Source organism: Enterococcus sp. DIV0176 (genome assembly GCF_050528535.1).
Taxonomy (GTDB): Bacteria; Bacillota; Bacilli; order Lactobacillales; family Enterococcaceae; genus Enterococcus_B; species Enterococcus_B thailandicus.
Window position 1 is genome coordinate 891266 of sequence record NZ_CP172879.1, and the last position, 14148, is coordinate 905413.

Sequence of the window (14148 nt, forward strand, 5' to 3'; positions counted from 1 at the left end):
GGTGAGCAGAAAAGATAGACATCAATCATCAGAAAATAACGAAACACAAGAACCATGGGAGCAACCAATTTATGACACAGAAGATGAAAATTCTTCAAGAAGCTCTCAAAGACAGCAAAAGAAAGGAAACACTGTTTTCTTGTCACTCTTTTTGTTTTTATTAGTACTTTGTATCGCAATCCCAGCAGGTGCTTACTTCTGGATTAGAAATGGTTCAAGTAATAATGCAGCAAGTTCGTCTTCAACATCGACAACTTCATCAATCGTTGAAAGTTCAACTATGAGTTCAAAAGAAGAGTCAACAACTGTTTCTTCAACTACTGAAACAGTTCAAAGCTCTGAAACAGTAGAATCAAGTATCACTGAGCCTGAAACTTCAAGTTCAGTTGCACCAGTTACACCACCAGCTTCAAGTGAAACAGTAGCACAAGAAGCAGAAACAACGCCTTCTTCATCAACAGAAGTGGCAGCTGGTTCAACGACAGTTGTTCAAGCAGGTGAAGGACCAAAACAAGTAGCTGAGCGTGCTGGAATCACCATTGATCAACTATTCCAATTAAATGGAATGGATCCAAATAATTATATGTTATATCCTGGACAAGAATTACGAGTGAAATAATGTGAGCCGCATTTTGCGGCTTTTTTTTGAGGAGCGTTTTTATGACAAAGATTAGTATTGCAATTGATGGGCCGGCTTCTTCGGGCAAAAGTACTGTAGCAAAAATTTTAGCAAAAGATTTTCAATATATTTACACAGATACAGGAGCCATGTACCGAGCAGTGACTTATTTGGCAATCAAGCATCAAATTTCGTTTGCTGACGAAGCAGGATTAGTTACTTTGATTAAAGAAAATCCGATTTCTTTCCAACAACAAGCAGATGGTCAACATGTGTTTATTTCAGGACAAGATGTAACAGCTGAAATTCGACAACCAGATGTAACGAAAGCTGTTTCGGAGGTTTCTGCGCATGGAAAAGTTCGAGAAGAGCTGGTTGCTATTCAACAACAAATTGGTGAGAACGGTGGCGTAGTAATGGACGGACGTGATATTGGGACAGCCGTACTACCACATGCAGAGGTCAAAATCTTTTTAGTAGCGAGTGTTTCTGAACGAGCACAACGCCGTTATAAAGAAAACCAAGAAAAAGGAATCCCAACTGACTTAGAAACACTAACAAAAGAAATCCAAGAGCGTGATCATTATGATTCAACGCGTGAAATTTCTCCGTTGAAACAAGCAGAAGATGCCGTCCGAATTGATACAACTGGAAAATCTATTTTAGAAGTGGTAGCAATGATTAAAAACGTTGTTTCTGAAAAAGGCTACCAACTGTAAGTATTAATTGACAAAAAACGATGAAATTGGCGGAAAGTCAATAATTTTCAAATAAACCGGGCGAAATCGCTTTATTTTTTTTTAAGAATCAATTAAACTTAAATTAGTACCGTATTTACGGCATAATGTTGGTTAGGAGGACAAGTGTTATGACAGAATTTGATCAAAATCAAGCAGATAGCAATCAGTCAATGGAAGATGCAATGAAGAGCGTTCAAGAAGTTAGTGTTGGCGATGTAGTTAAAGGTGAAGTTTTAGCTATTGAAGACAAACAAGTAATTGTTGGAATCGAAGGTGCTGGCGTTGAAGGTGTCGTTCCAGCAAAAGAATTATCGACATTACCTGTAGATGACATTGATGAACTTGTTCATGTAGGCGATCTTTTAGACTTAGTTGTTATTAGTACAATTGGTAAAGATAAAGAAAACGGAAGTTATTTATTATCAAAACGCCGTTTAGATGCAAAAAAAGTTTGGGAAGACATCGAAAAAGACTTCCAAGCTGGTAAAATTATCGAAGCACCAGTAACAAACGTAGTTAAAGGTGGCTTAGTTGTTGATGTTGGCGTACGTGGATTTGTACCTGCATCAATGGTTGAAGATCACTTTGTAGCTGATTTTTCAGATTATAAAGGTCAAACGTTGAGCTTCAAGATTATTGAAATCGAACCATCAGAAAATCGCTTGATCCTTTCTCATAAAGCAGTAGTTGAATCTGAAAAAGAAGAAAAGAAAAAAGAAGTGTTAACTGCTATTCATGAAGGTGATGTCATTGAAGGGCGTGTTGCACGCTTGACTGACTTTGGTGCCTTTGTTGACTTAGGCGGAATCGACGGACTTGTTCACGTTTCAGAAATTTCACACAGTCACGTAGCAAAACCAAGTGATGCATTGGCTGTTGGGGATGAAGTAAACGTAAAAGTTTTATCAATCAATCCTGAACAAGAACGTGTATCACTATCAATCAAAGATACATTGCCTGGACCTTGGACAGACATTGAAGCCAAAGCACCAGTTGGAGCTGTTTTAGAAGGCACAGTTAAACGACTAACAAGTTTTGGCGCTTTCGTGGAAGTTTTTCCTGGGGTAGAAGGGCTTGTTCATATCTCTCAAATTTCACATAAACATATTGCGACACCTCATGAAGTACTTCAAGAAGGTCAAACAATTGATGTGAAAGTGTTAGAAGTTCATCCAGAAGAACATCGTATTGCTTTAAGTATCAAAGCACTGGAAGAAAAACCAGCTTCTGAAGAAGAACCAAAAAATATTGAATCATATGAATTACCAGAAGAAAATACTGGATTCACAATGGGTGATATTTTAGGTGATGCTTTAAAAGAAGAAGTTGAAGAAACAGCAGACGACGAATCAGATAAATAATTAAGTAACGTCAGTTTATGACTGGGACGAAAGTGAAAGCTTTTGTCTTGGTCTTATTTTTTTCCTTATTGATTACAGATAATCAAGAAAAATGTAAAATAGTTGGATGAATTGAATAACTAAGCTTGAAAGTTTGGGGTTCATTCGTTAAACTAAGTAGGATTGGAAACTTGTGAGGAGGAAAAAATATGGCAAATCCAACAATTGCAATCGTTGGCCGTCCGAACGTCGGTAAGTCTACGATTTTTAACCGCATCGCTGGCGAGCGTATCTCGATTGTCGAAGATACTCCAGGAGTGACTCGTGATCGTATTTACGCAAAAGGCGAATGGTTAGGTCGTGAATTCAGCGTGATCGATACAGGCGGGATTGATTTAGGTGACGAACCATTTATGGAACAAATCAAGCATCAAGCAGAAATCGCGATTGATGAAGCAGATGTGATTATTTGTGTAGTCAGTGGACGAGAAGGTATCACTGATGCGGATGAAATGGTTGCAAAGATTTTATATCGCAGTAATAAACCTGTTATCTTAGCAGTTAACAAAGTAGATAATCCTGAAATGCGTAATGATATTTATGAATTTTATGCATTAGGATTAGGAGATCCATACCCTGTTTCTGGGAGTCATGGTCTGGGAATTGGTGATATTTTAGATGAAGCAGTCAAATATTTTGCCACTGATACAGAAGAAGAAGACGATGATACAATTAAATTTAGTTTAATTGGTCGTCCAAACGTCGGTAAATCTTCTTTAATCAATGCAATTTTAGGCGAAGATCGTGTAATCGTTTCGGACATTGAAGGAACAACTCGTGATGCAATCGATACTCATTTTGTATCAGAAAATGGTCAAAAATTCTTGATGATTGATACAGCAGGTATGAGAAAACGCGGGAAAGTGTATGAAAATACTGAAAAATACAGTGTTATGCGTGCTATGCGCGCTATTGATCGTTCAGATATCGTTTTGATGGTCTTAAATGCTGAAGAAGGAATTCGTGAACAAGATAAACGTGTTGCGGGATATGCACACGAAGCAGGTCGCGGAGTCATCATTGTGGTGAATAAATGGGACTTAGTGAAGAAAGAAACGAACACAATGCGTGATTTTGAACAAGAAATCCGCGATGAGTTCCGTTATCTTGACTACGCACCGATTGTTTTTGTTTCTGCAGTGACGAAACAACGTTTGAATCGTCTGCCAGAAATGATTGAAGATGTCAGCATGAATCAAAATCTACGTGTTTCATCTGCAGTGTTGAACGACATCATCATGGATGCTGTGGCAATCAATCCAACACCAACAGATAAAGGCAAACGTTTGAAGATTTTTTATGCAACACAAGTGGCTGTTAAGCCGCCAACCTTTGTGGTATTTGTTAATGAAGAAGAATTAATGCATTTTTCTTACGAACGATTTTTAGAAAATCAAATTCGTAAGGCATTTACTTTTGAAGGAACTTCGATTCGAATCATTCCAAGAAGAAGAAAATAGGCATTTTACCATAGTCATTCTTTTTTTTCAAAGGATAAAGGTACTTTCTTTTATTACGTTTTAATGACCAAAAAAAGCACGTTAAAATCAGTAAAAACCTTGCCATTAAGCGGTTTATATGATATCGTGATAACAGAATATTGAAGTAAGTCAATATTTCTATTAAACATTCTGGACCACTCAGATTGTTTAATTGGTTGATGTTTTACATCATATCTCTTGTTGAGGAGGTGAATCTAATCCATGGCAAACAAAGCAGAATTAATCGAAAAAGTTGCTTCAGCTACTGATTTAACTAAAAAAGACGCAACTGCAGCTGTAGACGCTGTATTTTCAACTATTCAAGATGCTTTAGCTAACGGCGAAAAAGTTCAATTAATCGGTTTTGGTAACTTCGAAGTTCGCGAACGCGCAGCTCGCAAAGGTCGTAACCCACAAACTGGTGAAGAAATCGAAATCCCAGCTAGCAAAGTACCTGCATTCAAACCAGGTAAAGCATTGAAAGACGCAGTTAAATAATTGTGCAATAAAACCCATTGGAGCTTTAGGGCTCTAATGGGTTTTATCTTTTTTTACATACTATAAAGAGAAAGAGGCGAAAAGGGTACAAAATAATTAAAGACCATTTCTTTCTAAACAGCTTACTGATTTATTTTTTCATGAAACAGAATTTTTTCTTTTTTCTTCTCATTAAGTTGCACATAAGTTTTTTAATCTAATCTTTTTTTCCTTTTCAGAATAAGGATTTTTATATCTTTCTACATACTTAAAAATAGTTCAAGCGCCAATCAATAATTTCATACACAATTTTTAACGTCTCCTGTTGATGTTATAATAAGCATAATGCTAGGTTTATTTATCTTAGACATACCTTTACTTTGAAAGGTGTGTTTTTTGTGCTATTTTACAGGAAAATCAGCACTACCAAAATTATCCCCCATCATACTTTCAGCAGTAAGAGTTACAGGCGTTTCTGTATCTGTCAATTCATAGGCAACTGCACTTGAAATGGAGCCACCGGGTTTAATTTCAGCTGATTGATCTTGTAAATATTTATCATCAGGCAAACTTGCAATAGTTAGTTTATTTACTTTATTTGGATCGTTATCTTGTATCGCTTTAAAATTTAGAATCCATGCAGTGTTGGGCGAAATCGGTGCTGAATTATCATAATCAGGATTTACTAAAGTATCAAACCAAAAAGCAATCACTGGTTTTTCCCCGTAGTCATTGCCAGCTTCACCAGGTTGGATAACTTTATAATCGGTAATCTTAATAGAATAAGAGTTCCCTTTTAACATAGTGCCATCGAAAGTTGCTTCTGACGCAGTTGCAACAAAATCACTTGTAGTTTCTACTTTTGAAGAAGTGGCCTTTGTTTCACTACTCTTTTCTGTAATCTCTTGTTGTGTGCTGCTTGATGCACTAGACTCACTGTTAGGCTTATTTCCGCATGCTCCTAAAAATAATGATGTAAATAATAACCCCAAAATAACTTTTCTCATTCTTAACTCCCCATTTCTTTGATATAATTATGTTGTAAGTATCTCAAAAATGAGGTGGAAGTCCGTGTTCACAGCACGGACTTTTTTTATTTCAGGTGACATTCCCAACCTAACCCCAAATTAAATTCTTCTAGCACACTTGTGTAGTTGAATTGACCATCATTTTCTTGAATCAAATAATTAATCATCGAAGTATTTGCTTCGTTTTCCATTTTTGAATGGAAGACAGGATTAGTGTATAACGCGTTAAAATCTGAATGATTAAGAGCGTGATAGAGTTCATGAAGAATCACTTGTTTTTGTTTTTCTTCCGATTGATTTTGATTAACGACCATCAGTTTCAACTCATCAAAATAATAGCCTCTTTTTTCTAATTCCATTACGACTAGCTCAATTCCATGACTAGCGAGTAGCTCCTTTATTGTTTTCATAAAAAAGACTCCTTACTTACTCATTCGTCCTTCTAAAAATGCGCGAATGGCCTCTCTGTCATTATCAGTCATTGGTTTTCCATCAAAGCTTTTCACATTGTCTAGAATTTTGTCGAGATCCTCAGGTAGTTTTATTTTATCTCCTAGAGCAGGTGTATCTGTTCGTCCAAGCAGATAATCTACAGAAACATGAAAATATTCTGCTACTTTTTCAAGAGTCTCAGCTTTTGGACTACTTGTTCGCCACTGATAAATCACATTTTTAGATAATCCAATATCTTCTGCCAGTTTGTTTAAACTGATTCCCTGTTTTTTTGAAAGTTCTGAAACTCTTTCGTATAAAATCATTGTAAAAGCTCCTTTTTTATATTTTTTTATAAAAATATTGTAAATTATAAAATAATGGGATAATATTATTTATAGATTACTCATAGAAACACAAAACGAATGAGAAGAGTCGTTTTGTTACTTTTATTTTATAGAACTTTGGGATTTGTGTCAATGTAAGTTTGATTTATCTGGTTAATTATATTTTTTTATGAAGATAGTGAGAGGAGAAATTTACAATAAACTATATTTTTTACCTATATAAAATTAGTTAGGAGTGAAGTATTTTGCGAAAATCAACATTTAATTATATTAAGGATATTTTATCCGACTATTATCAAACAGATGCGTATATTAAACAAAGAGAAGAAGAATTACGTCATCCATTCATAGAAGCTGATTTAAATAGTTCGATTCGTGGTCAAGGAAGCCATAGTATAGCAACTGAAAGAATGGCCATCACCATTGCGATGGATCGCCGACTTTGGAATTTGGAAAGGAATCGTGACGTAGTGAAAGATTGTTTGGCGCGTGCGGATGAAAATACGAGAGAAATTATTGAAAAACTCTATTTACAAAAAAATGCAACAGTTAATTTACTAGGAATGAGTCAACGTTTGTTTATTAGTAAAAGTAAGGCTTATGAACTAAGAAATGAATTTTTTGAAACTGTTGCAGATGAGTTAGGTTTGTAACTATGGAAAAACTCAGGAATTTTTTTCATAGTCAACAGGCTAAAATAATATCATCAAGAAAATAAACATTTCAGAATGAACTAACTTGCTTCTTAAAAATGAAGAAAACTAAACTAGAATTGAAAGATTTTCTTGAAGTTATTATAAGGTGGTGATTTCTACTTAGATTAATGTTTTTTGTTTCAAAAAAATTCAAATAAGATGGTCAAAAATGGAGCTATTTTGTTTGAACCAAAAACAGGAGGAAGAAAAATGGAAGCACTAAAAGGAATTGACGTTATTTTGCTTTATCGTTTATTAAGCAAATCAAGTGAAGGACCCGCATGGAAAATGGCGTTTCAAACGGAACACGAAAATGGCTTAACCCGTGAGTCAGAAGCCACTGTGACGAAAGATGGAAATGTCCATACTTTGAGTCCCGTTGAATATGATTTCTCTGCAACTTCGATTGTTGCCAAAGGAGACACACATGTCAACGAGATGAAAAAAGCATTATTAGATGGTGAAATTGTTGAAATTTGGGAAATTAACAAAGCAGAAAATGGAATTGGTGAAGACGCGGATAAATATAAAGCAACTTATTATCAAGCTTATGTTTCGGAATTTACACCAAATGCGACAGCAGAAGATAATGTGGAACTAAGCTTAGCTTTCGCTGTTAACGGTGTTGGTCAGGAAGGATATGCTACGTTATCTGAAGACCAAGCAAAAGTGCTTCAGTATACGTTTAAGGACACTGTTTCTGAAACAGTTTAACCTAATGATGGATTGTGTGGTTTCATGACTAACACAATCCATTTTTTATCAAAAACAATTGAATATCAGAATTAAAAAGGAGAGACAAGATGAACTTAGTGATTAAAGAAAAAGACTACCAATTTGTATTTGGCTATGGTTTTATCAAGGAAATGAATCGTCGTTATTCGGTAACAGAAAATGGCTTAACTTTGAAAATGGGCCTAGAAAGTATTTTATCGAATTTTTTTAATAAAGATGTCGAAACGTTAGTTGAGATGCTAAAAGTTGCAAACAGTACCGAGACACCAAAGGTTAGTGAAGACGATTTAGCAAATTATATCGTGGAAAATGGGTCTGAGGTATTGTTTGAAGAACTCTTAGAAGAGCTAAAAAAGTCGGAATTTACGAAGAACAAGACCTTACAGTTGCTAGAACGCATTCAAGCAAACCAATAAATTTTACTGAGATATACCAGCAAGTGCAACTGAACTGTTTACGTTATTTAGAAATGAATGATTTTCTTGAAATTGATCGAATGACGATTTCTGAATATCAGTTACGACAAAAAGCATATCAGTTAAGACAATTGGATCAAGAATATTTTCTACATCTTGCAGCCTGGAAAAATTATGAAGTTCAAGCCCAGGCTAAAAAGGGGAAAAAACAAGTACCTGTTTATCCAACATTTCAGTCATTCTTTGATTATGAAAAACTACAAGAAAAAATTGTTGGCTATCTACCACAAGGTGAAAATCAAGAATTCTTGGATCTGGTCAAAAAGGCAAATACTTAAGAAAGGAGGTTATTTATGGGAGACTATACAGCGGAAAGTATTCTTGCAGCTTTTAGTGAAGGATCTTTGGGTGCAATGAATACAGGCATTGAGAAGGCAAGCAAAGCAATCAAATCAATGACAAGTAATCTTTCTGGTTTTGACTCACTTAATTCAGTTATTAACACAGTCACTGATTCATTAAAGGAAACGGTCAAGCAATTTGAACAGCTTACTAGTAAAGCTTCAACAATGGATCTAGCTGGTTCCTCTTCAAAGGAAGTAGAAAGTTTTCAAGACCTGATTGGAAAAATTTCCGAGGCAACAAGTGCTGTTAATAATGGGATACAAGGGGCTGGCTTTGGTGAAACGATGGCGGGTTTTGATGATGTTTTAACCACTTATTCTACAGTTGTTGGAATCCAGGATAAGATTGCTGGTTTAGGTACTGCATATCAAGCTTGGACAAAGGCTACGGAAGGTGCAACGATTGCACAGAAATTATTAACGACTGCAATGAATGCGAACTGGATAGCAATTATTATCACTGCTGTCGTGACTTTAGTTTCAACATTGATCTATTTATGGAACACCAATGAAACATTTCGTCAAGCGATCATTACTGCTTGGACAGCAATCCAGTCATTTTTGGAACCAGTAATCACAACGATCACGACTTTTGTTCAGACCATGTTTGCGATGCTCTTAACTTGGTGGCAAACAAATCAGGAGACGATTATGAATGTTGTCAGTACCGTATGGACAAGTATTCAGAATGTTTTTACTGTTGTTTTAGCTGCAATTCAACTAGTTGTTCAAGTTGTTTTGAGTCAAATTCAAGCATATTGGACTGCATGGAGCACGGTAGTACAAGTAATTGTTCAAGCAGCTTGGGCAATCATTTCTAATGTGTTCAAAACAGTATTATCCGTCATTTTGTCAGTAGTCAGTGGTGTGTTTAATCAGATTCAAAATACGATTCATTTTATTATGGGCTTTATTTCGGGAATCATTCAAACCGTATTAGCCTTAATTAAAGGTGATTGGGATGCTGTATTAGCGGGAATTCAGTCAATTGTCAGTACTTTTGGTGATTTTGTAACATCTTCTTTTTCAACCTTTATGGCAACAGCGAAAGAGATTGTCAATGGCATTATTGGAGGAATTCGAGATTTGTTTGGTTCCTTGTCAGAAATCGATCTTTTAGAAGCAGGAAAAGCGATTATTGATGGCTTTATCAATGGTTTAAAAGCAGCCTGGGAAGCAGGAAAAGAATTTGTTACTGGCATTGCAGATTGGATTGTTAAACATAAGGGCCCAGTTAGTTATGACAGTAAAATTTTGATTCCTGCAGGGCAAGCAATGATGTCAGGACTAAATCAAGGATTAACCAATGGCTTCTATACTGTTCGAAAAAATATTGGAACAATGGCGGATCATTTAGCCGATGGATTTCAACCAGTACGCGACTTAGATTTGGAAGCGACATTAACTCGAGCGAACGGTCAGATGAATACACAAGTTGAACATCGAATAAATTCTACAGGTTCCGCAAAGCCAGCAGTATTTACGATTACATTGGGCAAACAGAATTTTAGAGCTTTCGTGGATGATATTTCACAAGCTTTAGGAGAAGGCACAGAATTGAATTTAGAATTTTAGGAGGGAAAAATGGAAGAATGGAAAAATAAATTATATTCATTTAAAGATACCGTGATGAGCTGGCACATGTTCGAACAATTTCTTCCAACTTCTGCCATGAGCTATGATGGTATTTTTTTGGAAGAACTAATTGAAGGTTACCAAACGTTAAAAGTTGAGGGAAGAGAAATGCTTTCAACAGAAATTGAACAACAAGCAATCCAAGTGGGCGCAATTGTGATGAACCAGACACTTCCAGTACGAGAACTGAAAATCACGTATAAACTTGAGGATCGTAATCCAGAAACTTTGCAGTTTAAGTTTAAAACCTTATTGAATCACTTGTATCGATCAAATGATGTTGAGATCCGTTTTTATGATGAGCTAGATTACTATTATTATGGACGTTATACTTCTGCCCAAACAGTCAGTGGTGAATCTAACTCTGTTATTTCTAGTTTTACAATTCTTTGTGTTGATCCATTAAAGTACACGAAAGAATTTGTGACAGATGGTTATGTTGGTATACCAACTTTTTTCCCGGTGACACCACGTAAAATCGAAGCGGTGTTGTCAAATAATCAATCAATTACTATCACTAATGGAAAACAGACCATTAGCATCAGTGATGCACCAATCCAAATCGGTGATAAGATCGTTTTTCAGTTTGCTGAGCAACGTGTATTAGTAAACGGAGCAGACTGGACACCAATCATTGATCTGGACAGTGATTTTGAAAATTTTTGTCTGGAACAAGGGCAAGAGATAAAAAGCAGTAACGGAACACTAAAAATTTATTATAGGGGGGCGACTATTTGAATTCGACAGTTTATTTTTTTGATAACTTTCAGCATTTGATTAAACGAAAAGATGTGAAGAATTTAATTGAAGTTTCTCAAGAAAAAGAAATTACTGCAGAGAAAAAAGAATTATTGAACGACGTGCTTTATGTTACAACGAAATTTGATGAGACAATTGCAAACGCGCAATTTATGGCGGTTCGTGAAAGCGAATCGTCTTTTTCATTGTATCGAATTACTAAAGTAAGTGATCCGAATGAAACGCTTGAATTTACTGGAATTGGTTTTGCACCGGATGAATTGGATTCGTATATTATCAGCCGGGTACTAGCAAAGAATCAATCGATTACTTCTTTACTCAATGAGCTATTGGCTTTTACTAACGGAAACTGGCGGCTGGGTTATGTCGAACCAGAGTTATCTAAGGTTACAGTAACTTTCGATTATCTTTCTGTACGAGAAGCACTAAAGCAATTGCAAACTTTCGGAATGGAGTTTTTATTTTTCTGCACGCTTGATGCGGATGGAATCAAAGATAAGTGGATCGAAGTACACCAGCAGATTGGTTCACTTTCTAATACGCGATTTACTTATGGCAGCAAAGCATTGACTGTGATTAAAGAAGTCGATCAAAGCACTATTTATACTTCAATAATCGGTCGTGGAAAAGGTGAAAATGTTGGAAATGGCCAAGGAAAGCGACTTGATTTTACCAATGTGGAATGGAAAAAAGCAAGCGGAGATCCATTAGATAAACCTAAAGGGCAAGTTTTCATTGAAGATCCTGTAGCAACAAAAAAATTTGGTATCCCACAAAAGAATGGAAAGATGTATAAACGAGAAACGGTTGTTGTTTTTGACGATATTGATGACCCACAAGAATTGTTAAAGAATACTTATCTGACTTTACTGGATTCGGCTAGACCATTGGCGCAATTTCGAGCAGAAGTAACAGACGGTGATGTTATTGGTAATACGGTAACTATTCATAGATATGACAAAGGGTATCATTATGCCACTCGAATCTATAAGACGAAAATCAATCGTTTAACTGGAAAAACAACGGTTGAATTAGGTGACAATTTAACAAAAGATACAAGAAAACAGTCAGCAAAAGTTTCAACTAACTTATCTGATTTGGAAACAACGAAAATGAACTTCTATCAATCGACTGAAATCGGAAAATATCAAGATGATATCATGCGTGGTGCTGGAGAAAATGGTGGCTCTGTTTATCAGGTAAATGGAATTGAAGCGGGGGTTAGCAATAGCCGTGAAGTATATGAAACGGTTTATATGGACGGGAAAAATATTCCTAACTCGAAGTATTTTATGATTGAAAATAATTCTGGAATTTCATTTAAGCAATGTAAGCAAGGCCAATGGAAAACAATCAAAGATGTTCATAATGGTCCTTCAACAACCGCTTGGTCATTAGATGGTCAATTCAATGCGAATTTTATTCGTGCAGGTATTTTGAATGGAGTACTTGTGGAGGGTGTCATGTTGAAATCGGCTCATCGAAATATGACTTACCAAGCCGTTTTAGATAGAGGATCATTAGAATTTCAATACTACAAAGAAACACCAGAAGATTTAAATTACACGAATGAGAATTGGCAAAAGGCAGTTGAGGGGGAAGTTGTAGGTAAAATCGAAGGAACTTCGGGAGCTGGTAAACCAAATGGATTTGCAGTCATCCAGTATCCGGGACAGATTTTTTCCATTAATTCTGCTTATGAAAGTGGTAGTTCAAGAGCTGTTTTCCAGATTCCCAAAGAATCGAATGGCGAAAAGAGGAAGTACAAACTTTTGGGAGAAGGTACGTTTAGTGAGGGAAAGGTTGTCTTTAAAAACGACGTAACGTTTGAAGGGAAAGTACAAGTAAATGGGCGACTAGACGCAAAGGAGCTGTACATTAATGGACAAAAAGTAATCCCAGGTCAAAATGGTGGACCTAACCCCGGTGGGGGCACAAGTACGGGAGGTTATCCAGCAGAGCTGACGACAGATACAGAAAAATGGGCATGGGATTGGTGGGCATTTGCTTTGGCTAATGGCTATAGCCCAATTGCTGCTGCAAGTATCTTAGGTAATATTAGTCGTGAGACTGGAGGAACGATGAATCCAGATTCAGATCAAATCAGCGGTCCAGCATATGGTTGGACACAATGGGATGGGTCTGCATACCCGTTAATTGGTGCGGCAACTTGGGATGGTCGTGAATATGTTCAACGATTGATAACTGCCGCAAGGATTACACAAGACTATCGCTCTTCTGCTGCCCAAGCACGATTGATTGAGTGGTGTATGTATAACGGCCAATGGATTGGAGCAGTGAACCCACTTAGTGTCGAAGCTTTCAAAAATGTTGAAGATCTTTATACAGGAACCTATGCCTTTTTGAAAAACTATGAGCGCGCTGGTGCAGAAGCGTTGAGCGAACGTGTTGAAGCAGCAACTTATTGGTACAACAAGTTTAAAGACTTAAAAGCTAGTGAATCAACTGGAGAAGAAGGCTTGAAACATCTTGAAACGCTATTGAATCAACGAATTGGAAATGGTCAATGCTATGGCTTATCTGCTGAATATTCGGGTTATTTAGGTGGCTGTGGCTTAGGAGCAGGCACACAGTATGGATTAAGTCATGTGATTGGAAATACTTCTGCGGCTTCTGATATTGGGATTGCTTATGATTGGGACGCAGTTGGATGGAAAGTCATTCAAAATCCGACTTACGATCAATTAGTCGTAGGTGCAATTATCAACTGGGCGCGTGGTGGACGAGTCGGTACTTGGTTTGCTGATGATACCTATGGGCACACGGGTGTGATACGCGGATTAGACAATAATCGAATCCAAACTTATGAACAAAATACAGAGCTGGGTATGATTTGTGGAAAATTGGATCGTGAATATTTTAGTGCCAGTGCGATTGCTTCCATTGTTGTGCCGGTGAAATAGTTACTAGAGAGTACCGTGAAAAAATCAAAAATACAGGTTAAGAAGGAGTGGGCAAT

Annotated in this window: 15 protein-coding genes; 12 read left to right on the forward strand and 3 right to left on the reverse strand. The window is 36.6% G+C overall.

Translation table 11 applies throughout. The features are described from left to right. The first annotated feature begins 1 nt into the window (after position 1). From IGJ66_RS04305 to IGJ66_RS04325, 5 genes are all read left to right on the forward strand, one after another. Positions 2–619, forward strand: a complete 618-nt coding sequence (locus tag IGJ66_RS04305) for an SAG1386/EF1546 family surface-associated protein (RefSeq protein ID WP_067484880.1) — start codon at positions 2–4, stop codon at positions 617–619. Positions 620–660: 41 nt separating this feature from the next. Beyond that, positions 661–1338, forward strand: coding sequence for a (d)CMP kinase (gene cmk / locus IGJ66_RS04310; protein ID WP_071869061.1), 678 nt, complete (start codon positions 661–663; stop codon positions 1336–1338). A gap of 149 nt (positions 1339–1487) precedes the next feature. After that, positions 1488–2720, forward strand: coding sequence for a 30S ribosomal protein S1 (gene rpsA, locus IGJ66_RS04315; protein ID WP_067484886.1), 1233 nt, complete (start codon positions 1488–1490; stop codon positions 2718–2720). Positions 2721–2908: 188 nt separating this feature from the next. Beyond that, the gene (der, locus tag IGJ66_RS04320) at positions 2909–4219 is read left to right on the forward strand and encodes a ribosome biogenesis GTPase Der (RefSeq protein ID WP_067484889.1); all 1311 of its coding nucleotides are present in this window, start codon (positions 2909–2911) and stop codon (positions 4217–4219) included. A gap of 243 nt (positions 4220–4462) precedes the next feature. Beyond that, complete coding sequence (locus IGJ66_RS04325) at positions 4463–4738, forward strand: HU family DNA-binding protein (protein ID WP_002290178.1); 276 nt, start codon at positions 4463–4465, stop codon at positions 4736–4738. 380 nt (positions 4739–5118) lie between these two features. On the opposite strand, the gene IGJ66_RS04330 is transcribed toward IGJ66_RS04325, so the two are convergent. The 3 genes from IGJ66_RS04330 to IGJ66_RS04340 all read right to left on the reverse strand — a co-directional run bounded on the left by IGJ66_RS04330 (position 5119) and on the right by IGJ66_RS04340 (position 6503). Next, a complete protein-coding gene (locus IGJ66_RS04330) occupies positions 5119–5724 on the reverse strand; it encodes a DUF5067 domain-containing protein (protein WP_071869063.1) in 606 nt (201 codons plus the stop codon). An 86-nt stretch (positions 5725–5810) separates the two neighbouring features. Then, on the reverse strand, positions 5811–6155 hold the full coding sequence (locus IGJ66_RS04335; RefSeq protein WP_067484895.1) for an ImmA/IrrE family metallo-endopeptidase: 345 nt from the start codon (positions 6153–6155) through the stop codon (positions 5811–5813). Positions 6156–6167: 12 nt separating this feature from the next. Then, positions 6168–6503, reverse strand: a complete 336-nt coding sequence (locus IGJ66_RS04340; protein ID WP_430616860.1) for a helix-turn-helix domain-containing protein — start codon at positions 6501–6503, stop codon at positions 6168–6170. A 266-nt stretch (positions 6504–6769) separates the two neighbouring features. On the opposite strand from IGJ66_RS04340, the gene IGJ66_RS04345 reads away from it, so the two are divergent. The 7 genes from IGJ66_RS04345 (at position 6770) to IGJ66_RS04375 (ending at position 14092) form a co-directional block, all read left to right on the forward strand. Continuing rightward, positions 6770–7177, forward strand: coding sequence for a transcriptional regulator (locus tag IGJ66_RS04345; protein WP_067484901.1), 408 nt, complete (start codon positions 6770–6772; stop codon positions 7175–7177). Positions 7178–7429: 252 nt separating this feature from the next. Next, the gene (locus IGJ66_RS04350; RefSeq protein WP_430616861.1) at positions 7430–7933 is read left to right on the forward strand and encodes a phage major tail protein, TP901-1 family; all 504 of its coding nucleotides are present in this window, start codon (positions 7430–7432) and stop codon (positions 7931–7933) included. A gap of 89 nt (positions 7934–8022) precedes the next feature. Beyond that, complete coding sequence (locus IGJ66_RS04355; RefSeq protein WP_067484904.1) at positions 8023–8370, forward strand: tail assembly chaperone; 348 nt, start codon at positions 8023–8025, stop codon at positions 8368–8370. 23 nt (positions 8371–8393) lie between these two features. Continuing rightward, a complete protein-coding gene (locus IGJ66_RS04360; RefSeq protein ID WP_249024360.1) occupies positions 8394–8708 on the forward strand; it encodes a hypothetical protein in 315 nt (104 codons plus the stop codon). Between the two features lie 15 nt (positions 8709–8723). Further along, positions 8724–10349 (forward strand): phage tail protein, encoded by a 1626-nt coding sequence (locus IGJ66_RS04365; RefSeq protein ID WP_430616862.1) that lies wholly within the window; start codon positions 8724–8726, stop codon positions 10347–10349. Positions 10350–10358: 9 nt separating this feature from the next. Beyond that, complete coding sequence (locus tag IGJ66_RS04370; protein WP_430616863.1) at positions 10359–11147, forward strand: distal tail protein Dit; 789 nt, start codon at positions 10359–10361, stop codon at positions 11145–11147. Continuing rightward, complete coding sequence (locus IGJ66_RS04375; RefSeq protein WP_430616864.1) at positions 11144–14092, forward strand: phage tail spike protein; 2949 nt, start codon at positions 11144–11146, stop codon at positions 14090–14092. The genes IGJ66_RS04370 and IGJ66_RS04375 overlap by 4 nt, the downstream gene beginning before the upstream one ends. The last annotated feature ends 56 nt before the right edge of the window (positions 14093–14148 follow it).

What these genes read in the sequence shown, in the direction of transcription:
- cmk (WP_071869061.1), top strand. Translation starts at nt 661, where the DNA reads ATGACAAAGATTAGTATTGCAATTGATGGGCCGGCTTCTTCGGGCAAA.
- rpsA (WP_067484886.1), top strand. Translation starts at nt 1,488, where the DNA reads ATGACAGAATTTGATCAAAATCAAGCAGATAGCAATCAGTCAATGGAA.
- der (WP_067484889.1), top strand. Translation starts at nt 2,909, where the DNA reads ATGGCAAATCCAACAATTGCAATCGTTGGCCGTCCGAACGTCGGTAAG.
- IGJ66_RS04325 (WP_002290178.1), top strand. Translation starts at nt 4,463, where the DNA reads ATGGCAAACAAAGCAGAATTAATCGAAAAAGTTGCTTCAGCTACTGAT.
- IGJ66_RS04330 (WP_071869063.1), bottom strand. Translation starts at nt 5,724, where the DNA reads ATGAGAAAAGTTATTTTGGGGTTATTATTTACATCATTATTTTTAGGA.
- IGJ66_RS04335 (WP_067484895.1), bottom strand. Translation starts at nt 6,155, where the DNA reads ATGAAAACAATAAAGGAGCTACTCGCTAGTCATGGAATTGAGCTAGTC.
- IGJ66_RS04340 (WP_430616860.1), bottom strand. Translation starts at nt 6,503, where the DNA reads ATGATTTTATACGAAAGAGTTTCAGAACTTTCAAAAAAACAGGGAATC.
- IGJ66_RS04350 (WP_430616861.1), top strand. Translation starts at nt 7,430, where the DNA reads ATGGAAGCACTAAAAGGAATTGACGTTATTTTGCTTTATCGTTTATTA.
- IGJ66_RS04355 (WP_067484904.1), top strand. Translation starts at nt 8,023, where the DNA reads ATGAACTTAGTGATTAAAGAAAAAGACTACCAATTTGTATTTGGCTAT.
- IGJ66_RS04365 (WP_430616862.1), top strand. Translation starts at nt 8,724, where the DNA reads ATGGGAGACTATACAGCGGAAAGTATTCTTGCAGCTTTTAGTGAAGGA.
- IGJ66_RS04370 (WP_430616863.1), top strand. Translation starts at nt 10,359, where the DNA reads ATGGAAGAATGGAAAAATAAATTATATTCATTTAAAGATACCGTGATG.